This window comes from Propioniciclava sp., from assembly GCF_047602245.1.
Lineage (GTDB): Bacteria > Actinomycetota > Actinomycetes > Propionibacteriales > Propionibacteriaceae > Propioniciclava.
This window is the reverse complement of the sequence record NZ_JASGHT010000001.1, coordinates 2264215-2288685: the sequence shown is the minus strand read 5'-3', so window position 1 is coordinate 2288685 and position 24471 is coordinate 2264215. Positions and strand designations below refer to the sequence as shown.

The window sequence follows — 24471 nt, the reverse complement described above, 5'->3', positions numbered from 1 at the left end:
CGAATGTGCCCATCGACTCCGGGACCGGTCTCGCGAGCCTCGCAAAGTGACGCGCCGGCCGCGAAACGTGCCCTGCGCACGCGCATCGCGAACGCCCGGATTTCCGATCCGCAGCGCGCGTTGGCGGACGCCGCACGCCTGGCTCGCGCGCTGGAGGCGTGCGCGGGCCACCGCGTGCTCGCCTGTTACGCCTCCACCGCTCCCGAACCCGACACGCTCGCCCTGATCGAGGCGCTCGCGGACGCCGGCGCACGCGTCCTGCTGCCCGTGCTGCGCTCGGCGCGGGAACCCGCCTGGGCTTGGTACCAGGGGCCGGATTCGCTCCGGCCGGGCTGGCGAGGCATTCCGCAGCCGCGCGGCCCCGTGCTGCCGGCGCCGGCCCTGGCCGAGGCGACCTTCGTGTGGGTGTCGGCGCTGGCCGTCACGCCCGCGGGCGTCCGGCTGGGCACCGGCGGCGGCTGGTACGACCGAGCCCTCACGCATGCGTCCCCACGGGCCACCCTGGGCACCCTGGTGGGTGACGACGAGGTGGTCGCCGCCCTTCCCGCCGAGCCCTGGGACATCCCGGTCGACCTCGTGGTGACACCCACCCGGACGCTGACCACCACGGCGCGGCGTCCGGCGTCCGCACCGCCGGAATAGGGCGCGCGGAGGCGGCGTTAGAATCGGTGGCCGTCACCGGATCGCAAGGAGACCCATGCCCACCTATCAGTACCGCTGCGCCGACTGCGCCCGCGAACTCGAGGTCGTTCAGCGGTTCACCGATCCCTCTCTCACCGAGTGCCCCACCTGCGAGGGAAACCTGCGCAAGGTGTTCAACGCGGTGGGCGTCGTGTTCAAGGGCTCGGGCTTCTACGCCACCGACAACCGCACCAAGGGCAAGACCGAGGCCGCCAAGGGCAAGACGGACGCCGCCAAGCCGGCGCCCGCGGCGTCCACCCCGGCCCCTGCCGCGAAGGAATCCGCCGCCTGATTCCGCCCCACCGGGCCCGATCTGGGGCCGAGGTGACAGGCCGTGCCTAATGCCTAGGTATGGCTACTCGTTCCGCACCCGCGACGATCCGTCGCGTCTTCCACCTGCGCCGCCGCACGCTGGCCGCGGCCTTCACCTTCCTGGCCGTGCTGGCCTGCCTGCTCACACTGCGTCCGCCTCAGGGTGAGACCGCCAGCGTGGTGACTGCCTCCCGGCCGCTGGCGGCGGGCACCGTGCTGGCCTCAGCCGACCTGGCACGGGTCGAGTTTCCGGTCGGTACCGTCCCTGAGGGAGCCTCCTCCGACGAGGCCGCCCTCCTCGGGCGCACCCTCGCCGGCCCCGTCGACCAAGGGGCGCCCCTCACCGCCGCGACCGTCGGTGCCGCCGAGCGGCTCGCTCGCCCCGGCCACCTCATCGTGCCTCTGCCTCTGCCCGGGGATGCCGTCGGCTCGCTGCTGCGTCCCGGCTCACGCCTGGACCTGCTGGCGCCCGACGGCAGCACACTGGCCGCGGACGTCCGCGTCGTCGGGCCTGCCGCCACCGACGTTGGCCCGGGATTCACCTCCGCCTCACGCTCGGCATTGGTCGAAGTACCGGACGCCGTCGCCGCCGACATCGCCGCCCACGGCGGATCGGGCGTGACGATTGCGCTGCGCTGACTCAGGGAGCAGGCTGGACTCAAGAGGCGGCACGCCCGGCGCCCGCTCGCACGCCGGGCCGCCGCACCCTACAGAGAGGACATTTTCCATGAAGGGTTTCCGCGACTTCCTCATGCAAGGCAACCTGGTCGAACTGGCCACGGCCGTCATCATCGGCACCTCGTTCGCCGCCGTGGTGGAGTCCTTCACCCAGTTCATCCTTGACTTCATCGGCATGTTCGGCGGCCAGCCGGACTTCAGTCAGGTGACCATCCCCTTCACCGACCTCAACATCGGCGTCTTCCTCACGTCGCTGCTGTCGTTCATCATGGTCTCCGCGATCGTCTACTTCTTCGTGATCAAGCCCTACACCGCGATGAAGGCGGCCTCCGACGCACGCCTGAAGGCCGACAAGGCCGCCGAGCCGGCCGCCCCGACCACGGACGAGCTGCTCGCCGAGATCCGCGACCTGCTCAAGGCCCGCAACGGCTGAGCCGGTGCGCCCCGCAGACGGCCCGCCCCCTCGGGGACGGGCCGTCTTCACGCTCCCAGCCATTCATAAATAGGCGATCTACGTGTTTCGTAAATGCTATTGTTGCTTTTGTCAGCGCGAGCCGCCAAACCGGACTCCGCATCTTCGAGGCGACAAGGCCGGACGCAATAAAACCTCGCTGACAAGCCATGACACAGTTAGGCAACCCTCACACCCCTCAGGCTCACCTCAGTAATATCGCTCAGGAAAAACTGGGCTTAATGGACGCCTGAGAGCGTTGTGTAAACACGGATCCGGTGTTTCAATTGTTGTTGTCAAGGTCACTGACAACCACAGGAGGACACAATGACTGAGCTGCGTGAGCTGCCGACCGTGAGCGAGTGCTCCGTCGCAGGTTGCTCCTACAACGATCACACCCACTGCAAGGCGCCCGCCATCACCGTTGGCCAGCAGGCCTCGTGCGTCACCTTCATCCCGCTGGCCACCATCAGGGGCGGCATGGACAAGGTCGTCTCGCACATCGGTGCCTGCCAGCGTGCCGAGTGCACGCACAACTCGCACCTGGAGTGCACGGCCGCGTCCGTGATGATCGGTTCGGCTGCCGACAAGGCGGACTGCCTCACCTACAGCCCGCGCTGACGCTGCACCTTTCGGGCCCGCCCGTGTTTCGACCGCCAGGTCGGGGCGCGGGCGGGCCCTCGCATGCGTGGGGACGCGACCCGCGCCCACGGCGAGGTCGCCACGGACGCTAGCCGCGCCCACGGCGAGGTCGCTACGGACGCTAGCCGCGCCCACGGTGCTGGTCGCTACGGACGCTAGCCGCGCCCACGGTGCTGGTCGCTACGGACGCTAATCACGCCCGTAGTGCGGCGGGACGTCCGCCAGCAACCGGCGCTCGTCGGCGTTCAGGCTCGTCCGGCGCGAGGGCGCGCGCACGCTGAGCACCGCCAGGCCGAGATGCTCGCGCGCGCTCCGGATCGCGGCATGCAATTGGGCCGCACCCAGGCCGGCGCGGACGGCGTCCGGGATCGGATGCGGCCACACCCCGGACGCGGACGCCTCGCGGGCATGCTCGGCGAGACGGGCCTCGTCCCAACCATGATCGGCCAACCCGGCCGCCAACGCCTCGGGATCGGGAGCATCCTGGTCACCCAGGTCCATCGACTCCCCGGTCAGCGCCCAGGCGATGGCGGCGTGCCAGCGTCCGCTCATCGCCGCCCGATGACCTCGTCGGTGACCACGCTCGGCTCACCGCGATCGGGCAGGTGCGCATCGCCGACGACCGTGACCGGATCGGGGAAGGACCAGTCGCCCTCCACCGTCAGCGAACGCGCCTCTCGCAGCGACGGGACGTACTCGACGCGCCGGTCGAAATCGGGAAGCAGACTGTAGAACCGCTTGTCGAGGGAGACCTCGGGCAGCCGCTCGGTCGTCGCCAGCAGCCGGGCATCACCGTCGAGCGCGAAGGCGTCCGAACGAACCAGCATCAGCTCATTGGTGGTCTTCACCGGCAAGAACCGGTCCCGCTCGACCGCGATCGCGCGCGCCCCCGGGAACACCTCGATGGCCGCGCCCATTGCCGTCTCCAACTGCACCACCGGGGTGGACGCCTTGTCGGCGGGATCGACGGTCTTCAGGTTGCGGATCAGCGGCAACCCCAGCACGTTGCGGCGCTCGGCCATCAGCCGCTTGAGCGCCTGCAGGTCGACCCACAGGTTGTTGGCATGGAAGTAGGGGTGCCGGTACTCGTCGGTGAAGTACTTCATCTCCTCCGGCGCGGTCTGCGCGGTGTCGCGCAGGATCAGCTGGCCGTCCGCCTTGCGGATCGCCAGGTGGCCGCCCTTGCGGTCATTCGGCGTCCGCGGGCACACCTCGGCGGCGTACGGGGCGCCCGATTGGGCGAACCAGCCGGCCAGCGCCGCGTTCGGGCCGGCACCGAGGTTGTCGCCGTTGGCGATGCTGACGTAGCGGAATCCGGCATCGAGCAGCTGATCGAGCAGCCCCGTGCCCACCAGCGAGGTGTAGATGTCGCCATGGCCGGGCGGGCACCACTCCAGCGCCGGGTCGGCCGGCCACGACACCGGCTCCAGCCCATCGACGGTGAGCTTGGGCTCGAAGCCCTGCAGGAAGTCGACCGGGAGCCCCCCGACGGGGAGTTCGTCGTAGCGGGACAGGTGATCCAAGGTGGCTTCGCGGGTGCGGAAGCTGTTCATGAACAACAGCGGCAACCGCGCCTCGTAGCGCTCGCGGGCGCGCAGCACCTGCGCCACCAGGATGTCGAGGAAGGTCTTGCGTCCCCGCACGGGGAGCAGCGTCTTGGGTCCGTCCAGGCCCATCGAGGTGCCGAGCCCGCCGTTGAGCTTGATCAGCACGGTGCGGGCGAGGGCGTCGCGGGCGGCGTCCGGATCGATATCGACCGAGGCCAGGCGCGGCGGATCGGTCAGCGCCTCGATGTCGTCCTCGCGGATGTAGGCGCCGGACTCGTCGCCGGCTTGGGCGTAGTAGTGCGTGAACACATCGATAGCCGCATCGGTGGCTCCCGCCTCCGCCATCTTCGTCCGGGCACGGTCAAGACCAGTTGTCATGGGTCCGACTCTAGCGGCGGATGCGCCGATCCCCCCAAGACGTTAAAGAGAGCGACGCCGGTCGAAGGGCTTGAAGCCGTCTACCCACCCCCAGGAGACATCATCTACCTGGCGTCGCTCTCATTCTTTAGTATAGGCGACTCGGACGAGGTTGTACCCCACCGGGATGACCGGTTTCTCTCATACCCCTCGTCCTAACTCTTCAATCCCTAGTCCCAGGCATATGCTGCGGCCGGACAGCATCCCTGGTCCGCTCCAGCAACGGGTCTAAAGTGCTACCCAGCCTCTGGGCGACGAGCACGAAGAGGAAGTCGACGACGGCGAGTTGCGCCGTACGGCTGGCCAGGGCACCGACCCGCAGTTCGGCCTCACGCGCGCTGATCAGCAGCACCTTCTCGGCGGCCTCGGCGATCGGCGACAGCCCACTGCCGGCCACCGCCACGGTCAACGCACCCCGCTCACCGGCCAGCACGAGCGCCCGGTGCACCTCGGTGGTCCGGCCGCCGAAGGAAAACGCGATCACGACCGCCTGCCCGCCGGCCAGCGCGGCATGGGTGAGCTGCATGTGCGTGTCAGGCGAGAACGAGCTCACCAATCCGATCCGTTGCAGCTTCTGGTTCAGGTCGGACGCCGCCAGCGCGCTCGCGCCGACGCCCAGGCTCACCGTCGGGCGTCCGGAGGCGATCGCGTCGGCCACCTCGCCGAGAACCTGGTGGTCGATGAGGCGTCCGGTCTGCTCGATCGAGCGCGCCTCGTGGAAGGCGAGCTTGGCGACCACGTCGGCCAGAGTGTCGGCCGGGTCGATCCGCCCGTGCGCGACGCTGGAGCGCTCCAGTTCCATGGCACGGCGGGTGAGGTCTTGGGTGAGCGCCACCCGCAGGTCGGGCAGTCCGTCGAAGCCGAGCGCGCGGGCGAACCGGACCACACTCGCCTGGGACACGTCCGCCTCGTCGGCGAGCCCGGCCACCGTCGCGATGCTGGCCGATTCCGGGTCCTTCAGCACGGCCGCGGCGACGCGCCTCTCGGCCGGCCTCAGCGTGGGCTGCGCGGCGCGGATCCGCCCGATGATGTCGACCATGCACACCTCCTCGTCGCCCCCAGTGTGCCGAACGACAACGCCGTGTTGCAACGCTTCACAAATACTCTTTGTTGTGTAATGATGCGCCATCGACGTTGTGCGACAGACCGACGTCGTCAGACAGGGAGGATCTCGATGACGGACGCCATGGCCACCACCGAGGCGCGCAACCCGGCCACCACCCAGCTCGACGAACTGACGACGCTCGAGGTGCTCCGGGTGATGAACGACGAAGACCGCCGCGTCGCGGACGCGGTGGCCGAGGTACTGCCCACCATCGCCGCCGTGGTGGACGCCGCCGCCGAGCGAATCGCCACCGGCGGACGGCTGATCTACGTGGGCGCCGGCACGTCGGGACGCCTCGGCGTCCTGGATGCGGCCGAATGCCCGCCCACCTTCAGCACCCCACCCGGGCAGGTCGTCGGGCTGCTCGCCGGCGGCGAGGGGGCGATGTTCACCGCGGTGGAGGGCGCGGAGGATTCGGTTCAGCTCGGCGCCGATGACCTGGCCGCGATCGGTGTGACCGAGCGCGACCTCGTCGTCGGTATCGCCGCCTCGGGCCGGACGCCGTACGTAATCGGCGCCCTCGACCATGCCCGCGCGGTGGGGGCGGCCACCGTCGCCTTCTCCTGCAATCGCGGCGCCACCATCAGCGGGCACGCCGAGGTGGCGATCGAGGTCGATAACGGACCCGAAGTGGTCACCGGCTCGACCCGGCTCAAGGCGGGCACCAGCCAGAAGATGGTGCTGAACATGATCTCGACCGCCACGATGGTGCGCCTGGGCAAGGTGTACGGCAACCTCATGGTCGACGTCTCGCCCACCAACGAGAAGCTGCGCGACCGGGCCGTCCGGATCGTCCGCAGCGCGACCGGCTGCGACGAAGCCCAGGCCCGCGCAGCCCTGGCCGAGGCCGGCGACCACGCCAAGACGGCCATCGTCATGATCCTCTGCGGCGTCGATGCCGACGGCGCCCGCGACCGGCTCAGCTCCAGCCACGGCTTCGTCCGCGCAGCCGTCGGCCCCCGCTGATCACACATCCCGCATGAAACGGAGACTCGCATGGACTACAAGGCCCTGAGCAGGGCGATCCTCGATCTGGTGGGCGGCAACGACAACGTGGCGTCGTTCACCAACTGCATGACCCGCCTGCGCCTCAACCTCATCGACACCGAGAAGGTCGACCTCGACGCGATCAAAGAACTCGACGGCGTCCTCGGCGTGGTTCCCGGCGACCAGCTGCAGATCGTCGTCGGTCCCGGCCACGCCGACCGGATGCGCGCCGCGTTCGCCGAGGTCAGCGACGCCGCACAGCTCAGCTTCGACGGGCCGCAGCCCGAGGACGACCTGGTGCGCGACGTCGCCGACGAGACCCGCGCCAAGGTGAAGGCCCGGCAAAGCACCTCGGTGCATGCCGGATTCCGGCACATCGGCAACATCTTCATCCCGATCATCCCCGGCTTCATCGCCGGCGGCCTGATCGCCTCCATCGCCAACTTCTGGAAGATCGCCGACCCGTCCATCGTCAAGAACCCGTGGTTCCTGGCGTTCGCCGCCCTCGGCGGCATCGTCACCGGTGCGCTGCACCTGATCGTCGGCCACAACACCGCCAAGGAGTTCGGCGGCACCCCGGTGCTGGGCTTCATCGCCGGCGGCGTCCCCTATATGCCGGCCCTGGCCGGCATCGCCGCGGTCAAGGCCGCCGACGGCAGCATCACCACCGCCGCCGCACCGCTCGTGGTGCCGCTGTTCGGCCAGCTCAGCCCGGCGCTGGGCGGCGTCATCGGCGCCATGATCACCGCCTGGCTGTTCACCGTGATCGAGAAGTGGCTGCGCCGGTTCATCCCGGCCACGCTGGAATTGTTCATCATCCCCGTCGTCACCGTGCTGCTCGGCGCGGTCGCGGCCGTCCTGGTGATCATGCCGATCTCGGCGCTGCTGATGCGCGGCCTGACCTGGCTGCTGGTCGACTTCGGTCTGGAGCAAGGCGGCATCGTCGGCGGCTTCCTGATGTCGAGCCTGTTCCTGCCGATGGTGATGCTCGGCGTCCACCAGGGACTCACCCCGCTGCACGCCCAGTTGATCGCCGACCACGGCTACACCCAGCTGCTGCCGATCCTCGCCATGGCGGGCGGCGGCCAGGACGGCATGGCCATCGCGGTCTACCTGAAGACGCGCAGCAAGAAGCTGCGCACCATCATCAAGAGCGCCCTGCCGCTGGGCTTCCTCGGCATCGGCGAACCGCTCATCTACGGCGTCTCGCTGCCCCTGCTCTACCCGTTCATCACCGCCTGCCTCGGCGCCGGATTCGGCGGCGCGTTCATGGCCTGGGGCATGCAGGCCGGCGGACCCTTCGGCGCCCAGGCCCTCGGCCTGTCCGGTCTGTTCATGACCGGCGTCATCTCCCCCGGAGGCGTCGCCTGGTACCTCGGCAGCCTCGGAATCGCGGTGCTGATGGGCTTCGTGCTCACCTACTTCTTCGGTTTCAAGGAGTCCATGGTCGAGCGTCTCGGCTGACGATCTCGGCGGGTCCGCAGCAGGAAAGCGGGCCCGCCTTGTCGTTTCCTCACTCTCTCGGAGGTCGCGTTGCTGTTCTCGCTGTATCCCACCGACTCCGCCGAGGTACGCACCTCGGTGCTGGACGCCGCCCGCCTCAGCAGCGAACGCACCTTGTTCACCTCGCTGCACATTCCCGAGGCGGACGGCCTGCGCACCTTCGTCGATGAACTGCGTACGCTGCACGAGGCCGACGGATTCACCTTCTGCGCCGACATCTCACCGCTCACTCTGGACCGTCTCGGTCTCGGTATCGAGGAGGTCGGACGCCTCCGCGAGGCCGGCGTCCGATGGGTGCGGATCGACTTCGGGTTCGACGCCATCCAGATCCGGCGGATCGCCGACACCAGCGGGCTGACCATCGCCGTCAACGCCAGCACAGCGGACGCCACCCTGCTGGACTCACTCGCCGGGCTGGAGGTGGCCGGATGGCACAACTTCTACCCGCGTCCCGAAACCGGCTTGACTACGGATTTCTTTCGCGCGCAGAACGCTTTGTTCGGTGAACGTGGGCTGGGATTGTTCGCGTTCATCCCCGGTGAGCTGACCTTCCGGGCGCCGCTGCATCTCGGATTGCCAACGCTAGAAGGTCAGCGCCACCGCAACGGGTGGATCAACTATCTGCAGATCGCCTCGCTGTGCCCGCGGGCAAAGATCGTCGTCGCCGAAGGCACCATCCACCCCCGGCACCTGGAGTGGATCGACCACTACGAACACACCGGAGAGATCACGGTGCCGCTGTCCGAGGCCGAGGACGCCGCGTCCTTCCTGCTGGACGGCACCTGGGGCGTCCGCGTGGAACAAACGGATTTCTCCGAACGCCTGGAGAACACCCGTGGCGCCCCCACCCCATCGTCCTGGATCAACGCGGACGTCCGCGCCCGCGGCAGCCTGCAGATGGATCTGCCCGCCCTGGGCCGCTACGCCGGCGAGGTGCACGTGATCATCCGCGATCTACCCCTGCACCCTCACCAAGCCCGCATCGGCCAGATCGCCAGCCCCTACATGGCCCTCGTCGACCACGTCCGGCTGACCCGCCGCGTCCGCTTCATCACGTGAACGCCGGACGCCGCCACTCCCGCGCACGACTTGCACCGTTGCCTACGAGATTTCGTGCGCAACGGTGCAAGTCGTGCGCGGGAACATCAGCAAGGGCGGGCGGACGCGGCGAGCGCGCCGGGCGGGGTAGTGGTGGTGGCGGCCCCAGCAAGATTCGAACTTGCGACACAAGGTTTAGGAAACCTCTGCTCTATCCCCTGAGCTATGGGGCCAGCGACGCATCAGGCTACTCGCCCAGTGCGATACCCGACAAACACGCACCATACGGAGGCGGACGCCCCTGACACCGACGACGATCACGGCGTCCGGGCCGGCACGCATCAGATCGGCGCACGAGGCACCCGGGCGACCGACCGGCGCACGCAAGTGAAACCGTACGCTCACAAGTGAAAACGTAGCGCCGTCGCCACCACCAAACTAATTGACACCTCAACCATCTGAGTGGTGAGATTAAGTCATCCCGGGTGACGGGGCCTTGATTCTGGGGGGAATACACAAGGCTCGACGTCCCAGGGCTCACACGGGCGGCGGTCCCTCATCTTCTGGGGGGAACATGCGGTGACCGCGCCCGGTAAGCCCTCACGAGATATCTCAGTTGGCCTCGGCGGCCTGCGCCGCTTCATGCGCTGCGCGGGCCTCCGCGGCCTGCTGACGAGCTTCCTCGATGTCGATCGCCTTCACGGCCTCGACGAGCTGGTCGAAGCTGGATGCATTCATCGCGCCGGCCTGGCGGAAAACAAGGACGCCACCGCGGAACGCCATCAGCGTCGGGATGGACTGGATCTCCAGCGCCATCGCGATCTCCTGGTTCGCCTCGGTGTCGAGCTTGGCGAAAATCGCGTCGGCATGCTTGTCGGACGCCGCCTCGAACACGGGCGCGAACTGGCGGCAGGGGCCGCACCAGGCCGCCCAGAAATCGATGAACAGGGTCTCGGTACCCTCGATCAGCGAGGCGAAGTTGTCGGCGTTGAGTTCAACGGTGGCCATGGGGTTCCTCTCGTGCGTTGCGCCCACCTCAACACAGCCGGTGCCGTCCCCATTCCCTCCGGTCCCACGCGCGCTCAGCGACGCGGCGGCTTCAGCACCACGAACCGGCGCATGGCGATCGAGATGCTGACCGGACCCTCGTCCGCGGCCCGCCCGGCGAGCCAGCTGATCGCCGCCCGCCGGCGCTTCCACGAAGTGGTGGGCAGGTACAACGCGCCGACGATCGCCTCGGCGTCCGCCAAGGTGGCGACCTCGAAGTGATAACGCTCGCGGGCGTCCTCGACCTTGCGCAGTCCGGTGCCCACCAGAGCATCGACGTAGCCGGTCACCTCGGTGGGCCCGGGGAACTTGGGCAGGCTGCGGAGCCGGCCCACGATGCGCAGCGAAGTCACCAGGTCGCGCGGGTGCAAGGGCACCACGGTGGGTGCGGTGAAGGCGAAGACGCCGCCAGGCTTGAGCACGCGCGCGACCTCCAGGAACAGGGCCCGCACCGGCTGGATGACCACGGTGCCCATCGAACTCACCACGGCATCGACCGACTCGTCGGCGAAGGGCAGGTGCAGGCCGTCCGCGCAGATCCACGGGCCGGACGAGCGCTCGGCGGCGAGCGCCAGCTCGGACTCGGCCAGGTCGACGCCCAGCACGGTGCGGCCGGGGCGTGCCAGTTCGCGGGTCATGGCGCCCGATCCGCAGGCCAGGTCGATCACCAGGCTCGCCCGCGGCGAGACGGCCCGCCCCAGCCAGCGGTAGGGCGTATGCCCGCCCGACAGCGTCCGCGACAGCACGGACTCGGTGATGCCCGGGCGATTCTGGTGGAAGGCGGCCAGATAGCCCTCCCAGTCGAATTCACCTCTCATGTCAGACCCTTCAGCGCGGCGATCTCAGCTCCGATGGTACGCAGCAATCGCCCCGGTCCGAGGGGTCGCCCCGCCACCGCTGAGACGAGATCGGCCATGCCCGGCAGCGCCTCGGTGGGTTCTGGACGCCCCACGACATCGCCGCGCAGCAGCGGATTGGAGCCATCAGGCCACGGCGTGACCAGCCGCTCCCAGGTCGCCAGCCAGGCTGCGGAGATCTCCGAGGCGCTCGGCACGCCGAAGAAATGACCCACCGGCGCGTGATGACGCAGGCCGACGATCGGCGAACTCTTGTAGATCAGCGCGAGCCGGACGCGGGCGTCCAGGTCACGCTGCTGGGCCCGGTCGCCGCGCAACGCCCACGAACAGGGATGCGGGCAGGTGTCGCCCACATCCGGACGCTCCCCCGCCTGGGTCGCCTGGTGGTGCATGGCACACACCGCCAACGCCGCCCCCTGGCGGGAGTGGAAACGATCCAGATAGGCGGTGTACCCCGGCACGTCGCCCGCACAGGCGTGCACCGCGCGCCGCGCGGTGGCGCGCAGCCCCGGGGTGTGCGCGCACGCGGGATCGTCGCTGCCCCAGCGCTCCCCCACCTGGTCGCGCAGCAACAGCGGATCCCCGCCGTGGCCCAGCGTCGACTCCCAGGCGAGTTGCGGCAGGTATTCGCCGATCAGATGCGCGGTCACCACCACCTGCAGCGGCTCGGTGCGCATCGCACGCAGGTCGAGCACCTCGAGCATCAACCCGTACAGCGGCATCAGCGAGGCGAGCGCGCCCCGGTTCGGGTCGCGCGGCTGCAGCGGGAAGCAGGCCCCGTCGAGATCCCGCCGCCACCGGGCCCGCGGAAAGGACTCCGCGATCACGCCGAAGTCCTCGGCGTCCAGGTCGAGAACGCGTTTAGCGGCCACCGCCAACTCCCGCGCGGTGACCAGATCCGGATCGTCCGCACCGCTACGGATCTCGGCGTCCAGGACCGCCGCGAGGGCGTCGTACCAGTGACCGGTCAGCAGGGGCCGCAGCAGCGCGGCATCCATCACGCGAGCCGGACGAACAGGTGCGCAGCCGCCTCCACCGGCAGCCAGTGCTCGTGACCGGACGCCTCCAGCCGGACACGCCGAGCCACCCGCTGGGCGCTGAACGACGCGCCGGGCGTGATCGACGCGGCCACGAGTGCCGCCATCGCCGGCGGATCGTTCTGCAGCACCTCGCCGATCCGCTCCAAGATCACCTCGGCGGCATCCTCGCCGTGCAGCGCATCGGGCAACGCCAGCAGACCGTCGTCGGCGGCCGGGCGGGGCCGGACCGCCCCCTGCCCCGGGATCGGATTGCCGTACGGCGATGTCGCCGGTGCGTTGAGGAGTTCCATCAGGCGCTGCTCCACGGCGTCGGAGATCACATGCTCCCAGCGGCAGGCTTCGGCGTGCACCAGGTCGAGCGGCACGCCGATCACCTCGGTGAGCAGCACCTCCGCCAGCCGGTGCTTGCGCATGACCGAGGTCGCCTTCTCCCGTCCGGACGCCGTCAGCACGATCTGCCGGTCGTTGGCCACCCACAGCAGGCCGTCGCGCTCCATACGCTGCACCGTCTGGCTCACGGTCGGCCCACTCTGGCTCAACCGTTCGGCGATACGTGCCCGCAGCGGCGCAATGCCCTCTTCCTCCAACTCGAAGACAGTACGCAGGTACATCTCGGTCGTATCGATGAGGTCGCTCACCCTGCGCCCCTTTCCCATTTCAAAGAATCGATTAACTCGCCCGCCGTCACCCTATCGGCAGCGACCACCCCAGGGAGAAAAGGAAAGGATAGGGATACGTAACGAAAATACTCAGCGCCGGGCGAGCACGGTGATCCCGGCCAAGACGGCCACCACGAGCGCGGCGACCAGCGACAGGACGGTGCCGGTCTGTTCCAGCGGGCGGACACCGGGCGGCGTCCCGCCCGGCGGGCTGGCCGGCGTCGGGGTTGGCCGTGGCTGGCTTGGCGCCGGAGCCGCGCCCGGAACGGCGACGGCGCTCACCGTTCCATCCGCCGCGGCGGCGAGGAGCACCTCGCCCGCGGTCAGCGCCTCGGTCAGCGCGAACCCCTGCTGCGTGGGTTCGGCCGGCGCCTCGCCGAGGACGGCGAAGTTCGCCGGGTCCACGGTGATCACCGACGCCTGCGTGCGCAGCACGACGCGGCCGTCGCGGAGCGCCGCGGCGTCCGTGACCCCGTCGGGAGCGTCGGCGACACGTTCCAGCATCCCCGGCTCGCCGTTCGCGAGCTGGGCCGGCGCCCGGTACACGCCCGCGCCGGGCCCGTTCGTCACCAGATGGATCCGGCGCCTGCCGTCGACGAACAGGGCGGCCGCATCGTGGGTGCCGTCGGGATAGCTCAGCGGGTAGGCCACCGCCCTGAGGATGTCGGTGCCGGGCCAGGGCTCGGTCACGTCGTAGACCGTCACGGTGGCACGGTGTCCGCCGATGTCTCCGATGTAGGCGTGCCCGTCCAGGTAGGCGAGCGCCTGCGGGCTGCCGAGACTGTCCTGGGAGACGAACTCCCCCTCGACGACGCCGGCCTTGACCGCGGTCAGCCTGAGGCGTCCGGGCGTCGAGCCCAGCACCCAGTACCGCTCACGCGCGTGGTCGGTCGCCATGCCCGCCGGCACCAGCCTGGCCGGCAGCTGGAACGTGTCGGCCGCCCGCGCCGGCAGCACGTTGAACAATGCCCCCGCGACGACGAGCAGGACCAGGAGCAGCAGAGCCGCGGTCACGATCCGGGTGCGCGTCCTGAGATTCACCGATCCAGTCTATCCGGGCTTCGCGTCGCCACCGGCGCTGTAGTGTGCCGGGCATGGGCACCGTCAGCCTCCACGCGCTCGGGATCGACGAGTTCCGCGACGTGTTCGCGGGTTCCGAGGCCGTCGCCGCTCGCCTGCGCGCACTCGCCGCCGCCACCTGGCCGCCCTCCCCTGAGCCGCGCACGCTGCTGGGCAAGCTCGGTCCCTTCTCCCGCCGGGGGGTCGGCGCTCCGGTGATGCGTCCGGGTGTCCCCACCGGTCACGACCTCGACGATGTGGTCCACGGACGCGACGTGTCTCCCGCACGACTGAGCGCCGCGTGGGCTCTGGTCGACCTCTGGCTGACCAACGCCGCGTGGAGTGCGGTGACGCTGACCGCGACCGAGGCCGACTTCGACGCCCTCGACTTCGCCCTGGCCAAGGTGGGCGTGCCCGCGCGCCTCGGACTGCGGAACCTGTTCAACGACGCGGTCGGCGTCCCCCTGAAACGCCAACCCGGGCAGGCGACCGGCTACGTGCGCGGAACGCACGCCACGGCCATGGCCTCGGCGTGGGCCCAGGCGCTCCCCGACCTGGAGGACGGTCCGCGCGCCCACGCCGAACGCCTCGCCTCCTGGCTGTCGGGATTCCCCGAGTGGGCCCGCAAAGCCGAGGAGGCCGGGCGCACCGCGCCCGACCTCCTCGCCGACTACCGTCCCTGACGGCCGGGGCCTCAGCCGATGGCCGCGTTGATCAGCCCCTGGGCGAAGTAGACGACGAACGCCGCACCGACCACCCACAGCAGCGGGTGCACCCGGGAGGCCTTGCCGCGGACCACCTTGATCAGCACGTAGAAGATGAAGCCCGCACCGATGCCGGCGGTGATCGAGTACGAGAACGGCATCACGACCATGGTGAGGAAGGCCGGCACGGCGTCCTCGGGGTCGTCCCAGTCGATGTGCACGACCTGGCTCAGCATCAGGAAGCCGACGAACACCAGCGCCGGCGCGGCCGCCTCGGACGGCACCAGAGCGACCATGGGCGCCAGGAACAGGCTCAGCAGGAAGGCGGCACCGGTGACGACGGAGGCGAAACCGGTCCGTGCCCCTTCGCCGACGCCGGCGGCCGACTCGATGAACGAGGTGTTCGACGACACCGAGCCCACACCGCCCGCGATCGCCGCGACGGAGTCGACGATGAGGATCTCGCGGGTGCGCTCGGGATGGCCGCTCTCATCGAGCAGGCCGCCCTCGGCGCCGACCGCGACGATGGTGCCCATCGTGTCGAAGAAGTCGGCCAACAACAGCGCGAACACCGTCATCAGCATGGCGATCATCACGTCCGGCCCGGCGGAGAAGGCGCCGAACAGGTCGACGCGGCCGATCAGGCTGAGATCGGGCAGGCTGACCAGGCTGCCGGTGATGGCCGGCACGTTGAGCGCCCAGCCGGTCGGCGTCTCGCCCATGTTCTGCCCGCCGATGCCCAGCACGGCCTCCAGGACGATCGCCAGCACCGTCATCGACACGATCGAGATCAGCATCGCGCCCCGCACCCGGCGGACGTAGAGCAGGATCAGCAGCAGCAGGCCGACGACGAAGACGGCGATCGGCCAGCCGAGCAGATGCCCACCGACGCCCATCTCCAGCGGCGTGCCGGCGCCCTTGCGGACGACACCGGCGTCCACGAAGCCGACCAACGTGATGAACAGGCCGATGCCGACCGCGATGCCGGTGCGCAACGCCGGCGGCACCGCGCGGAAGACGGCCTCGCGGAAGCCGGTGAGCACCAGCAGAAGAATGATGACGCCTTCCCACACGACCAGGCCCATCGCCTGCGGCCAGGTGACGCGGGGCGCGATCACATAGGCGAGCATCGCGTTGAGGCCCAGGCCGGTGGCCAGGGCGAGCGGGAAGCGCCCGACGACGCCCATGGTGATCGTCATGATGCCGGCGACCAGCGAGGTGGCGGCCGCGACCATCGCGATCGTGACGCCGACGTTCGCCGGATCGGCGGCGGACAGGCCGCTGATCAGGTTGCCGTCACGGTCGGGCGTGGTACCGATGATGAGCGGGTTCAACGCGATGATGTAGGCCATCGTGAAGAACGTCACGAGGCCGCCGCGGACCTCGTTGGCGATGGTGGAGCCCCGGCGAGTAATCCCGAAGTAGCCGTCGATCCCAGACGGCGCGGGCGGAGCGGAGGTGCTGGAAGACATACCGTCAGGCTAGGGCGTTCACCCGGACGCCACCGGCGGCGTCCACCCAATCACCCTCGGGCACCGCCGAGGGTCGCACGTGCGAGGATCGTCAGTCGAACAGCAGCTCGTCGGTGGCGATCGTGTCCCACACCGGACGCGGCAACTCGACGCCGCGCGAGGATTCGACGACATCCGAATGGGCACCGCAACCGTGGTCGATCGATACCACCCGGCCGTCGCTGGGCGAATGCTCGTTGGCGCAGGCACCGAACTGGCGTCCGAGCGTGCCGGACAGCCGGACGAAGTAGGCGCATTCCTGGCAGACGCCGGGCGCCTGCTTGGTCATCGCGTTGCGCGGCCCGCCGTCGCCGTCGATCCAGCGCTCCGCGGCCTCGTCGCGGCCGTAGACGCTGAGCACCCGCTCGCGGCCCAGCCCCAGTTCGGCGACCACGGCGCGGGTGGCCTGATACTGGGCCGGGTCGGTGTCGCGGGCGCCGTCGCCCCCGGTGAATCCCGGCTCGACGCGCGGGTCGTTGTCGGGGGTCGGCACCAGGACGCCGGGGGTCAGGTCGTCGGGTTCGATCCGGTCGGCCCACGGCACCCAGACGGGCGCCACCAGCGCACCCTCGCCGGGCAGCATCACCACCTCGGACACCGTCACGACGCGAGCACGCGAGGCCCGGACGACCGTGACCGCCCAATGCCATCCGACGTAGCCCGGATGCTCGGCCACGAAATAGTGGGTGGCGACGCGCGCGCCCTCGGCGACGACCCGGACGTGCTCGCCCACGCCGATCACGTCGGCGCGCCGCATCGCCGCATCACGCGCGATGTCGACCGCGGCAGCGCAGGCCGCGTCCAGTTCGGGGGTCTTGACCGCCACGCTCACAACTCCAGTTCGTCGGCGACGGCGCGCAGCACCTGCGCGGTCTTGGCGGCATGCTTCGGATCAGGGTGCCGGCGGTGGCGATAGCTGTTGCCGACGCCGTCGAGCATCTTGATCAGGTCCTCCACGATCACCGCCATCGTCTCGGGCGACTTGCGCGCCGCCTTCGACAGCGACACCGGCGTCTCCAGCAGGCGCAACGAGATCGCCTGGGCGCCGCGGCGTCCGTCGATGATGCCGAACTCGACGTGCTGGCCCTTCTTCAGGCCGGGAAGGCCTGCGGGCAACGCGGAGGCATGGACGTAGACCTCGTCACCGCCACCATCGGGGGCGATGAACCCGAAGCCCTTGTCGGCGTCGAAAAACCGCACGCGGCCGCTCGGCATGGCACTCAACTCTCTCGATCGGCGGGAACCTGGACCGCACCAGCCTAGCCGACGCGGGGCCGCGCCGGGCCTCGGGTAGCCTGGGGGCCCCGACTCCAGCAGCGCGAAGGAGGCGCCCGTGGCCGATTGGACCGACGGACCCGAGTACGCGCCCATCCAGCGCCCGATGGCCTTCGTCGAGCCGGACGCCGCTCCGCTCGACGCACCCGCCCACGGTGACTCGGCCGTGGGCGCGCCCGCCGCCCCGGGCCGTCCCGACTACGCCCCCGTGCAGGCACCCGAACTGGAGGCGCTGGCCGCCCCGCCGCCGCCCGGGCGCGATCCGCGCGAGGCGTTCGAGGTGGTCGCCACGCCGATGACGTCCTGGACGCCGCCGTCGGGGCACCTGCCCCGATCGGTGCCGACCGACCCCGCGGCACTGCCCACGGATGCGCCACCGCCCGCGTTCTCGGTTCCCGGCTCCTCGGCGCCGGCGGCCTCGCCTTGGGGTGCGGCGCACGCTGCACAGACCCCGCACGGCGGCTATCCGCCCCCGTCCGGGCCGGCGCCGGCCTGGACTCCCCAGAGCCCGTTCCCCAGCGCGCCCCCGCCGGCGGTCTCGCACATTCCCGGGCCGCAGGCGCATCCGCCGTCGGTGAATCCGCCCGGGTTCCCCCAGCCCGGCCCGCCGCCCTGGCAGCAGCCCGCGCCCCCGGCCCCGTTCACCCCCGTCACGCTCAAGGACGCGGTGACGGCCGCGACCCCCGGCGTTCTGATCTGCCTGCTGCTCGGCGGGCTGATCGGCCCGCTGGCGATCCCGATGCTGGCGGTGGCCTCGCTGCTCGCTCAGCGCATCCGCTACCGCCGGCGCGCGGTACGGCGGGCGTTCTCGTACGCGTTCTACGCCGCCGTCGGGCTCGGGCTGATCGGCTCGATGCTCGGCCCGGGCGCCATCGGCAACTTCCAGATGTGGGACAGCATCACCGGCGTCGCGCGCTGGGGTTGCCTGGTGCTGCTCATCGCCATCCCGCTGATCGTCGGCGACGCCCTGCGCCGCCGCGAACGACCCGAGGACCTGCCATGACCTCCGAACCCTTCCGCACCCGCACCTTCGCCGCGGTGCCGGCCCACCTGCGCCCGCACAAGACGCGCCGGGGCGTCCGCGTGGTGGTGACCGATGGGGCGAGCGTGCTGCTGTTTCACGACACCGATCCGGGCGTGCCCGGTTCCCGCTGGTGGATCACGCCGGGCGGCGGGATGGATCCGGGCGAGACCGAAGCGCAGACCGCTGTGCGCGAACTGGCCGAGGAGACCGGGCTGATCGCTGAGGAGTCCGCGTTGATCGGCCCGGTGATGCGGCGGGTGGTGCTGCACGGATACTCCGACCAGGTCTGCGAGCAGACCGAGTCGTTCTACGTGCTGCGGGCCGAACGCTTCGAGGTCGACATCTCGGGGCACACGGCCGATGAGCAGCAGACCATCGCTGGGCACGCCTGGCTGCCGCTGGACGAACTCGACCGGCAGTCCGAGCCCGTCTGGCCGGCAGGCCTGGCCGCACTGGTGGCGTCCGCCCCGGACCCTCAGTCCTGGCCCGGCGACATCGGCCTCGTGGAGGAGTCGACGGTCCCGGTGTCCCCGCCGCGACCGCTCCCCTAGGCTGGCGGTACGCCCCCACCGTCCGTACGTCCGCCGAACGCACCGTGAGGAGGAATCAGCCATGACGGCCTCCGAGGGCAGCACCCCGGTCTCGACGCGGTACCTGATGCGCTTCATCGCCCTCTCGATCGCCGCGGCCGTGATCACCGTGACCACCAAGGCCGTCGCCGCCTGGCTCACCGGATCGGTCGGCCTGCTGTCGGACGCCTTGGAGTCGGTGGTCAACCTGGTGGCGGCACTCGTCGCGCTCTGGGCGCTGGCGGTGTCGGCCAAACCGGCCGACCACAACCACGACTTCGGCCACGGCAAGGCCGAATACATGTCGAGCCTGGTCGAGGGCGGCCTCATCTTCGTCGCGGCCTTGGCCATCGTGATCTCGGCGATCCAGCGATTCATCACCCCGCAGCCGATCGAGGAGCTCACCTGGGGCCTGGTGTTGTCGGTGGTCGCGAGCGCGGTGAACCTCACCGTCGGTCTGGTGCTGATCCGGGCCGGGCGCCAGCACCGCTCGATCACCCTGGAGGCGGACGGCCACCACCTGCTCACCGATGTGTGGACGACGGTCGGCGTCATCGCCGGCCTGGGCCTGCTCGTGCTCACCGGCTGGCAGTGGATCGACCCGCTGATCGCCTTCGTCGTCGGCCTCAACATCCTGGTGACCGGCGCCAAGCTCGTCCGCCGCTCCGCGGTCGGCCTACTGGACGCCGCCCTGCCGCCCGAGGACGTCGACGTGATCCGGCGGGCGGCGTCCTCGGTCACCGACGACGCCCGCGTCGTGCTGAAAGACCTGCGCACGCGCGAGTCGGGCCGTCAACGTTTCGCCCAGGCGACGGTGGTGGTGCCCGGGCACTGGACGGTGGCGCGCAGCCACGACCTGGCCGACGCGATCGAGGACGCCGTGCGCGCGGCGCTGCCGGAGACGGTCACCGTGGTGCACATCGAACCCGGGCCGTCCTCGTTGCCGCCCTCAGGCCCGTTCGGTCCGCACGGCGACGGCCCGGATCCGGTCTGAGCCGGACGCCGCGACCGCTCAGCCGCGGGCGTGCCGGACCTCGGTGTCGATCAGCCGGCGCCAGGAACGCACCAGCGCCTCATCGACGTAGGCCTTCCGCGAACCGCCGGGACGCACCTGGTCGTCCACGTGGAAGGCGCGCACGCCGGCACGCGCCAGCCAGGGGACATGATCGGGGTGCAGATCGCCGTCGGCGACCATCAAAGACGCCACCGCCGGCTCCTCCCGCGCGCGGCGCACCAAGGCGTCCAGGCCGTGCTCGAGGTCGCGGGCCGAGCCCGCGGTGCGGACGCCGTCCAGCCCCGGCAGCCGGCGGGCCGTCCGCCAGGCCGCGTCGGCGTCCAGGATCGCGTCGAAGGCCCGCGAGAACGTCCACGGGCAGGTGAAGCCGTCGAGCAGGGCGCCGATCACCTCGGCGTCCACCTCACCCAGACCATTGAGGAAACCGAGGGTGAGCCCGTCGGCGCCCGCATCCAGGTAGGCGGCGATCAGCCCGCGCAGCCGGACCAGCTCGCCGCCGTCGGTGGAGAACCCCTCGCGCAACCGGACCACGGGGCGCAGGTGGATGCTGGTGCGTGACCGCACCGCGGAGACCAGGCGGGGTTCGGGCGACAGCGGCCCGTCGTGGGTGAGTTCGCCGACCAGTTCGAGGCGGTCCGCGCCGCCGGCTTCGGCGGGGGCCGCGTCAGGGGCGCCCAGCGCACGCACCTGGAGTACCGCGGTCATGCCCCCATGATGCCGTCGCTGAAGGCGGACGGCCAGGACGCCACGCGGCGCCGCGCCGGTCGATTCCCCCGGCGCCCTGCGCATCGTCCGCGGCCTGGCCGGCCTGCTCGGCGCGCTGCTGATCACCCTCGGCGCCGTCGCGTTCGGGTGCGCCGCCTGGCCGGGGTGGCGAACAGGGCGCCCCGCACGAATGCGGGACGCCCTGTTTCGACCTGGGTCGCGGTGGATCAGAAGTCCATGCCGCCCATGCCGCCGTCGCCACCGGGAGCGGCCGGAGCCTTCTCGGGCTTGTCGGCGATCACGGCCTCGGTGGTCAGGAACAGCGCCGCGATGGACGCCGCGTTCTGCAGCGCCGAACGGGTCACCTTCGCCGGGTCGGGAATGCCCGCCGCCAGCATGTCGACGTACTCGCCGGTCGCCGCGTTGAGGCCCTTGCCCGGCTCGAGGCCGGCGACCTTCTCCGCCACGACGCCGCCCTCGAGGCCGGCGTTCTCGGCGATCTGCTTCAGCGGAGCGGACGCCGCGGTGAAGACGATCTGCGCGCCGATCTTCTCGTCGCCGGACAGCGCCTCGGTCACGGCCTGCTTGACCGCGGCCGCGGCCTGCAGCAGCGCCACGCCGCCACCGGCGAGGATGCCCTCCTCGACGGCCGCCTTCGCGTTGCGCACGGCGTCCTCGACGCGGTGCTTGCGCTCCTTCAGCTCGACCTCGGTGGCCGCGCCGACCTTGATGACGGCCACGCCGCCGGCCAGCTTGGCCAGCCGCTCCTGCAGCTTCTCGCGGTCGTAGTCGGAGTCGGAGTTCTCGATCTCACGGCGGATCTGCGCCACGCGACCGGCGATCTGGTCGGCATCGCCGGCACCGTCGACGATGGTCGTCTCGTCCTTGGTGACCAGCACCGAGCGGGCGCGGCCCAGCAGCTCGAGGGTGACAGCGTCCAGCTTGAGGCCGACCTCCTCGGAGATGACCTGGCCACCGGTGAGGATGGCGATGTCGGTCAGCATGGCCTTGCGGCGGTCGCCGAAGCCGGGAGCCTTGACGGCGACCGACTTGAAGGTGCCGCGCAGCTTGTTGACGATCAGGCCGGCGAGCGCCTCGCCGTCGACGTCCTCGGCGATGACCAGCAGCGGCTTGCCCGACTGCATGACCTTCTCCAGCACGGGCAGCAGGTCCTTGAGGTTGCTGACCTTGCCGTTGACGATGAGGACGTAGGGATCCTCCAGCACGGCCTCCATCCGCTCGGCGTCGGTGACGAAGTACGGCGCGATGTAACCCTTGTCGAAGCGCATGCCCTCGGTCAGCTCGAGGTCGAGCCCGAAGGTGTTCGACTCCTCGACCGTGATCACGCCCTCCTTGCCGACCTTGTCCATCGCCTCGGCGATGATGTCACCGACGATGGTGTCGGCGGCCGAGATGGACGCGGTGGCCGCGATCTGCTCGCGGGTGTCGACCGAGGTGGCCTGGGCGGCCAGCTCGTCGGCGATGGCGGCGACGGCCTTCTCGATGCCTCGCTTGAGGCTCATCGGGTTGGCGCCGGCGGTGACGTTGCGCAGGCCCTCACGGACCATCGCCTGCGCGATGACCGTGGCGGTGGTGGTGCCGTCGCCCGCGACGTCGTCGGTCTTCTTGGCGACCTCCTTGACGAGCTCGGCGCCGATCTTCTCGAACGGATCCTCCAGCTCGATCTCCTTGGCGATGGAGACGCCATCGTTGGTGATGGTGGGGGCTCCCCACTTCTTCTCGAGGACGACGTTGCGGCCCTTCGGGCCGAGCGTCACCTTCACCGCGTCGGCGAGGGTGTTCATGCCCCGCTCGAGGCCACGGCGTGCCTCGACGTTGAATTCAATCAGCTTTGCCACTGCGGCAATCCTTTCGGATGTCTGCGTACGCACCCGTCGGTGCCCGCGACGGACGGCCTGATCGGCAGGCCTCACCTGGGATGCTGGTAGCACTCGCCTGCGGAGAGTGCTACATCATGTTTAGCACTCGACCCCTGCGAGTGCAAACACCCGGGGTGATCTCAGACGGTGGAGCGCACGCTCAGGTGGCGTGCCGAACGGTCGCGCTGCCGGCGCTCGCGCAGGCGGCGCATCCTCTTGACCAGCAACGGCGCGTACGCGAGCGCCTCGGGCCGGTCGATCAACGCGTTGAGATGCTGGTAGTAGCGGGGTCCGGACAGGCCGAACCGGGCCAGGATCTCGGCGTCCTTGGAATCGGACGCCGACCACCAGCGCGCCTCGAAGTCGAGCATCGCCGCGTCGGCGGCGCTGAGGCCGGCTTCGGGCTGAATCATCGCTTCGGACATGCGCCCATGGTAGGCGAGAAATCACAGCCATGTCATTTGCCCGGCCGTCCCAGTGATCAACACATCGGTTTGTCCAGGACCACCGCACCGGGTTGAATAGAATGAGCGCCCGCTGCACCCCAGGCCACCCACCGACAAAGGAGGCGCACAGCATGGACTACCTACGGGGAGCCGTCGTCAATTACCCGTGGGGAACGTTCGACGCCATCCATCGTCTGCTGGGAACCGAGCCCGACGGGGAGCCCGTCGCCGAACTATGGCTCGGCGCCCACCCGTTGACTCCGTCCACGATCGGAGACACGACGCTCGACCGCCATCTCGCCGCGCACCCCGACCTGCTCGGCCAGGCCAGCGTGTCCGAGTTCGGTCAACAGCTGCCGTTCCTGATGAAGGTGTTGTCGGCCCGCCATCCTCTGTCGTTGCAGGCCCATCCTGACCGTGTCCAGGCCGAAGAGGGATTCGCCGCGGAAGAGGCGGCAGGCGTCCCCCGCACGGCCCACCACCGCACCTACAAGGACAACTGGCCCAAGCCCGAGATCCTGGTCGCTCTCGACGAATTCCACACCCTCGCCGGGTTCCGCGACCCGCACCGCACCGCGCTGCTGTTCAGCGCGCTCAACGCCGGTCCGCTCGTCGAGAGGCTGGTCGCGCCGCTGCGCGGACGCGGAGGCGAGGCGGCGCTGCAGGAGGTCTTCCTCGACGTCCTGGCCCTGCCGGTCGACAAGCGCCAGGTCGTGGACGCCGTCCTCGCCGCCGCCGAGGCCCGCCGCGATGACGAGGACGAGGTGGGCGCGCTCGCCCGCACGGCACTGGAGCTGAACGTCACCTTCCCCTCCGACCCGGGCATCCTCGCCGCGCTGCTGATGAACCGCGTCGAATTGCAGCCCGGCCAGGCGATCTACATGCATCCGGGCACGATGCACGCGCACCTGCACGGCACCGGCATCGAGGTGATGGCGTCCAGCGACAACGTGCTGCGCGGCGGCCTCACCAATAAGCACATCGCGGTCGACGAACTCGTCCGCGTCGTCGACTTCTCCTGGGGCGAGCCCGAGATCCTCACCGGCATCGAGACCACCCCGGGCGTGTGGGACTACCCCACCTTCTGCCACGAGTTCGATGTGGCGCGCCTCGAGGTCAGCGAGCACGCCCCCGTCGCGTTGCCGCCGGCGCACAACGCCCGCATCGCGCTGGTCACCCGGGGCGAGGTCGCTCTGACCAACGGCACGCAGTCGCTGCCGATCAAGGCGGGCCAGTCGGCCTTCCTGCCCGCGGAGGACGCCCAGGTGACCGCCACCGGCGACGCCCAGGTGTTCCTCGCCTCGACCGGGCTGGGCTGA

Annotated in this window: 27 protein-coding genes and 1 tRNA gene; 13 read left to right on the top strand and 15 right to left on the bottom strand. The window is 70.2% G+C overall.

Annotation, left to right across the window (positions count from 1 at the left end; genetic code table 11):
* Positions 1-3: 3 nt before the first annotated feature.
* From QM708_RS10880 to QM708_RS10860, 5 genes are all read left to right on the top strand, one after another.
* Positions 4-642 (top strand): 5-formyltetrahydrofolate cyclo-ligase, encoded by a 639-nt coding sequence (locus QM708_RS10880; RefSeq protein WP_415108070.1) that lies wholly within the window; start codon positions 4-6, stop codon positions 640-642.
* 55 nt (positions 643-697) lie between these two features.
* A complete protein-coding gene (locus tag QM708_RS10875; protein ID WP_415108067.1) occupies positions 698-973 on the top strand; it encodes an FmdB family zinc ribbon protein in 276 nt (91 codons plus the stop codon).
* A 59-nt stretch (positions 974-1032) separates the two neighbouring features.
* Entirely contained in the window at positions 1033-1632 is a 600-nt protein-coding gene (locus QM708_RS10870; RefSeq protein ID WP_415108064.1) for an SAF domain-containing protein, read from the top strand.
* 88 nt (positions 1633-1720) lie between these two features.
* Entirely contained in the window at positions 1721-2104 is a 384-nt protein-coding gene (gene mscL / locus QM708_RS10865; RefSeq protein ID WP_415108061.1) for a large conductance mechanosensitive channel protein MscL, read from the top strand.
* 345 nt (positions 2105-2449) lie between these two features.
* On the top strand, positions 2450-2743 hold the full coding sequence (locus tag QM708_RS10860; RefSeq protein WP_415108058.1) for a DUF1540 domain-containing protein: 294 nt from the start codon (positions 2450-2452) through the stop codon (positions 2741-2743).
* Between the two features lie 210 nt (positions 2744-2953).
* Here QM708_RS10860 and QM708_RS10855 read toward each other — a convergent pair whose 3' ends face one another.
* The 3 genes from QM708_RS10855 to QM708_RS10845 all read right to left on the bottom strand — a co-directional run bounded on the left by QM708_RS10855 (position 2954) and on the right by QM708_RS10845 (position 5767).
* A complete protein-coding gene (locus QM708_RS10855) occupies positions 2954-3316 on the bottom strand; it encodes a hypothetical protein (protein WP_415108056.1) in 363 nt (120 codons plus the stop codon).
* Complete coding sequence (locus QM708_RS10850) at positions 3313-4689, bottom strand: UTP--glucose-1-phosphate uridylyltransferase (RefSeq protein WP_415108054.1); 1377 nt, start codon at positions 4687-4689, stop codon at positions 3313-3315. Before QM708_RS10850 ends, QM708_RS10855 begins: the two co-directional genes overlap by 4 nt.
* Before the next feature lie 202 nt (positions 4690-4891).
* Positions 4892-5767: a MurR/RpiR family transcriptional regulator gene (locus QM708_RS10845; protein ID WP_415108051.1), complete on the bottom strand. Its 876-nt coding sequence runs from the start codon at positions 5765-5767 to the stop codon at positions 4892-4894.
* A gap of 135 nt (positions 5768-5902) precedes the next feature.
* Between QM708_RS10845 and murQ the strand changes: the two genes are divergently transcribed.
* From murQ to QM708_RS10830, 3 genes are all read left to right on the top strand, one after another.
* Positions 5903-6799, top strand: coding sequence for an N-acetylmuramic acid 6-phosphate etherase (gene murQ, locus QM708_RS10840; protein WP_415108048.1), 897 nt, complete (start codon positions 5903-5905; stop codon positions 6797-6799).
* A 30-nt stretch (positions 6800-6829) separates the two neighbouring features.
* Positions 6830-8284, top strand: a complete 1455-nt coding sequence (locus QM708_RS10835; protein WP_415108045.1) for a PTS transporter subunit EIIC — start codon at positions 6830-6832, stop codon at positions 8282-8284.
* Positions 8285-8353: 69 nt separating this feature from the next.
* Positions 8354-9382, top strand: coding sequence for a MupG family TIM beta-alpha barrel fold protein (locus QM708_RS10830; RefSeq protein WP_415108042.1), 1029 nt, complete (start codon positions 8354-8356; stop codon positions 9380-9382).
* A 136-nt stretch (positions 9383-9518) separates the two neighbouring features.
* Here QM708_RS10830 and QM708_RS10825 read toward each other — a convergent pair.
* From QM708_RS10825 to QM708_RS10800, 6 genes are all read right to left on the bottom strand, one after another.
* Positions 9519-9594: transfer RNA gene (locus QM708_RS10825), tRNA-Arg, on the bottom strand.
* Between the two features lie 379 nt (positions 9595-9973).
* The gene (gene trxA, locus QM708_RS10820) at positions 9974-10369 is read right to left on the bottom strand and encodes a thioredoxin (RefSeq protein WP_415108039.1); all 396 of its coding nucleotides are present in this window, start codon (positions 10367-10369) and stop codon (positions 9974-9976) included.
* Positions 10370-10443: 74 nt separating this feature from the next.
* Positions 10444-11226 carry a class I SAM-dependent methyltransferase gene (locus tag QM708_RS10815; RefSeq protein ID WP_415108036.1) on the bottom strand — a complete coding sequence of 261 codons (783 nt, stop codon included), beginning with the start codon at positions 11224-11226 and terminating at the stop codon, positions 10444-10446.
* Complete coding sequence (locus tag QM708_RS10810) at positions 11223-12263, bottom strand: hypothetical protein (RefSeq protein ID WP_415108034.1); 1041 nt, start codon at positions 12261-12263, stop codon at positions 11223-11225. The genes QM708_RS10815 and QM708_RS10810 overlap by 4 nt, the downstream gene beginning before the upstream one ends.
* Positions 12263-12943, bottom strand: a complete 681-nt coding sequence (locus tag QM708_RS10805; RefSeq protein WP_415108031.1) for a metal-dependent transcriptional regulator — start codon at positions 12941-12943, stop codon at positions 12263-12265. Before QM708_RS10805 ends, QM708_RS10810 begins: the two co-directional genes overlap by 1 nt.
* Positions 12944-13054: 111 nt before the next feature.
* Positions 13055-14005, bottom strand: coding sequence for a hypothetical protein (locus QM708_RS10800; RefSeq protein WP_415108028.1), 951 nt, complete (start codon positions 14003-14005; stop codon positions 13055-13057).
* Positions 14006-14058: 53 nt separating this feature from the next.
* On the opposite strand from QM708_RS10800, the gene QM708_RS10795 reads away from it, so the two are divergent.
* Positions 14059-14706, top strand: a complete 648-nt coding sequence (locus QM708_RS10795; RefSeq protein WP_415108025.1) for a hypothetical protein — start codon at positions 14059-14061, stop codon at positions 14704-14706.
* An 11-nt stretch (positions 14707-14717) separates the two neighbouring features.
* Here the strand turns inward: QM708_RS10795 and QM708_RS10790 are convergent, their stop codons facing one another.
* From QM708_RS10790 to QM708_RS10780, 3 genes are all read right to left on the bottom strand, one after another.
* Complete coding sequence (locus QM708_RS10790; protein WP_415108022.1) at positions 14718-16199, bottom strand: NCS2 family permease; 1482 nt, start codon at positions 16197-16199, stop codon at positions 14718-14720.
* A 91-nt stretch (positions 16200-16290) separates the two neighbouring features.
* Positions 16291-17064 (bottom strand): DUF3027 domain-containing protein, encoded by a 774-nt coding sequence (locus QM708_RS10785; protein ID WP_415108019.1) that lies wholly within the window; start codon positions 17062-17064, stop codon positions 16291-16293.
* 2 nt (positions 17065-17066) lie between these two features.
* Positions 17067-17453 (bottom strand): cold-shock protein, encoded by a 387-nt coding sequence (locus tag QM708_RS10780; RefSeq protein ID WP_415108016.1) that lies wholly within the window; start codon positions 17451-17453, stop codon positions 17067-17069.
* Positions 17454-17571: 118 nt separating this feature from the next.
* On the opposite strand from QM708_RS10780, the gene QM708_RS10775 reads away from it, so the two are divergent.
* From QM708_RS10775 to QM708_RS10765, 3 genes are all read left to right on the top strand, one after another.
* Positions 17572-18516 carry a hypothetical protein gene (locus tag QM708_RS10775; RefSeq protein WP_415108014.1) on the top strand — a complete coding sequence of 315 codons (945 nt, stop codon included), beginning with the start codon at positions 17572-17574 and terminating at the stop codon, positions 18514-18516.
* Positions 18513-19088 carry an NUDIX hydrolase gene (locus QM708_RS10770; RefSeq protein WP_415108011.1) on the top strand — a complete coding sequence of 192 codons (576 nt, stop codon included), beginning with the start codon at positions 18513-18515 and terminating at the stop codon, positions 19086-19088. The genes QM708_RS10775 and QM708_RS10770 overlap by 4 nt, the downstream gene beginning before the upstream one ends.
* A gap of 61 nt (positions 19089-19149) precedes the next feature.
* Positions 19150-20100 carry a cation diffusion facilitator family transporter gene (locus QM708_RS10765; RefSeq protein WP_415108009.1) on the top strand — a complete coding sequence of 317 codons (951 nt, stop codon included), beginning with the start codon at positions 19150-19152 and terminating at the stop codon, positions 20098-20100.
* An 18-nt stretch (positions 20101-20118) separates the two neighbouring features.
* On the opposite strand, the gene QM708_RS10760 is transcribed toward QM708_RS10765, so the two are convergent.
* From QM708_RS10760 to QM708_RS10750, 3 genes are all read right to left on the bottom strand, one after another.
* Positions 20119-20826 carry a copper homeostasis protein CutC gene (locus tag QM708_RS10760; RefSeq protein ID WP_415108007.1) on the bottom strand — a complete coding sequence of 236 codons (708 nt, stop codon included), beginning with the start codon at positions 20824-20826 and terminating at the stop codon, positions 20119-20121.
* Positions 20827-21053: 227 nt separating this feature from the next.
* The gene (gene groL, locus QM708_RS10755; protein ID WP_415108005.1) at positions 21054-22685 is read right to left on the bottom strand and encodes a chaperonin GroEL; all 1632 of its coding nucleotides are present in this window, start codon (positions 22683-22685) and stop codon (positions 21054-21056) included.
* A gap of 161 nt (positions 22686-22846) precedes the next feature.
* Entirely contained in the window at positions 22847-23131 is a 285-nt protein-coding gene (locus tag QM708_RS10750) for a DUF3263 domain-containing protein (RefSeq protein ID WP_415108002.1), read from the bottom strand.
* Positions 23132-23283: 152 nt separating this feature from the next.
* Here QM708_RS10750 and manA point away from each other — a divergent pair, with 152 nt between their 5' ends.
* Positions 23284-24471: a mannose-6-phosphate isomerase, class I gene (manA, locus tag QM708_RS10745; protein WP_415107999.1), complete on the top strand. Its 1188-nt coding sequence runs from the start codon at positions 23284-23286 to the stop codon at positions 24469-24471.

Excerpts from the sequence above, each read along its gene's own strand:
- QM708_RS10790 (WP_415108022.1), bottom strand. The coding sequence starts at position 16,199 with ATGTCTTCCAGCACCTCCGCTCCGCCCGCGCCGTCTGGGATCGACGGC.
- QM708_RS10815 (WP_415108036.1), bottom strand. The coding sequence starts at position 11,226 with ATGAGAGGTGAATTCGACTGGGAGGGCTATCTGGCCGCCTTCCACCAG.
- QM708_RS10860 (WP_415108058.1), top strand. The coding sequence starts at position 2,450 with ATGACTGAGCTGCGTGAGCTGCCGACCGTGAGCGAGTGCTCCGTCGCA.
- QM708_RS10850 (WP_415108054.1), bottom strand. The coding sequence starts at position 4,689 with ATGACAACTGGTCTTGACCGTGCCCGGACGAAGATGGCGGAGGCGGGA.
- mscL (WP_415108061.1), top strand. The coding sequence starts at position 1,721 with ATGAAGGGTTTCCGCGACTTCCTCATGCAAGGCAACCTGGTCGAACTG.
- QM708_RS10770 (WP_415108011.1), top strand. The coding sequence starts at position 18,513 with ATGACCTCCGAACCCTTCCGCACCCGCACCTTCGCCGCGGTGCCGGCC.
- QM708_RS10750 (WP_415108002.1), bottom strand. The coding sequence starts at position 23,131 with ATGTCCGAAGCGATGATTCAGCCCGAAGCCGGCCTCAGCGCCGCCGAC.
- QM708_RS10880 (WP_415108070.1), top strand. The coding sequence starts at position 4 with ATGTGCCCATCGACTCCGGGACCGGTCTCGCGAGCCTCGCAAAGTGAC.
- QM708_RS10780 (WP_415108016.1), bottom strand. The coding sequence starts at position 17,453 with ATGCCGAGCGGCCGCGTGCGGTTTTTCGACGCCGACAAGGGCTTCGGG.
- QM708_RS10765 (WP_415108009.1), top strand. The coding sequence starts at position 19,150 with ATGACGGCCTCCGAGGGCAGCACCCCGGTCTCGACGCGGTACCTGATG.
- trxA (WP_415108039.1), bottom strand. The coding sequence starts at position 10,369 with ATGGCCACCGTTGAACTCAACGCCGACAACTTCGCCTCGCTGATCGAG.
- QM708_RS10760 (WP_415108007.1), bottom strand. The coding sequence starts at position 20,826 with ATGACCGCGGTACTCCAGGTGCGTGCGCTGGGCGCCCCTGACGCGGCC.
- QM708_RS10875 (WP_415108067.1), top strand. The coding sequence starts at position 698 with ATGCCCACCTATCAGTACCGCTGCGCCGACTGCGCCCGCGAACTCGAG.
- QM708_RS10810 (WP_415108034.1), bottom strand. The coding sequence starts at position 12,263 with ATGGATGCCGCGCTGCTGCGGCCCCTGCTGACCGGTCACTGGTACGAC.
- QM708_RS10835 (WP_415108045.1), top strand. The coding sequence starts at position 6,830 with ATGGACTACAAGGCCCTGAGCAGGGCGATCCTCGATCTGGTGGGCGGC.
- manA (WP_415107999.1), top strand. The coding sequence starts at position 23,284 with ATGGACTACCTACGGGGAGCCGTCGTCAATTACCCGTGGGGAACGTTC.
- QM708_RS10855 (WP_415108056.1), bottom strand. The coding sequence starts at position 3,316 with ATGAGCGGACGCTGGCACGCCGCCATCGCCTGGGCGCTGACCGGGGAG.
- QM708_RS10845 (WP_415108051.1), bottom strand. The coding sequence starts at position 5,767 with ATGGTCGACATCATCGGGCGGATCCGCGCCGCGCAGCCCACGCTGAGG.
- QM708_RS10870 (WP_415108064.1), top strand. The coding sequence starts at position 1,033 with ATGGCTACTCGTTCCGCACCCGCGACGATCCGTCGCGTCTTCCACCTG.
- murQ (WP_415108048.1), top strand. The coding sequence starts at position 5,903 with ATGACGGACGCCATGGCCACCACCGAGGCGCGCAACCCGGCCACCACC.
- QM708_RS10795 (WP_415108025.1), top strand. The coding sequence starts at position 14,059 with ATGGGCACCGTCAGCCTCCACGCGCTCGGGATCGACGAGTTCCGCGAC.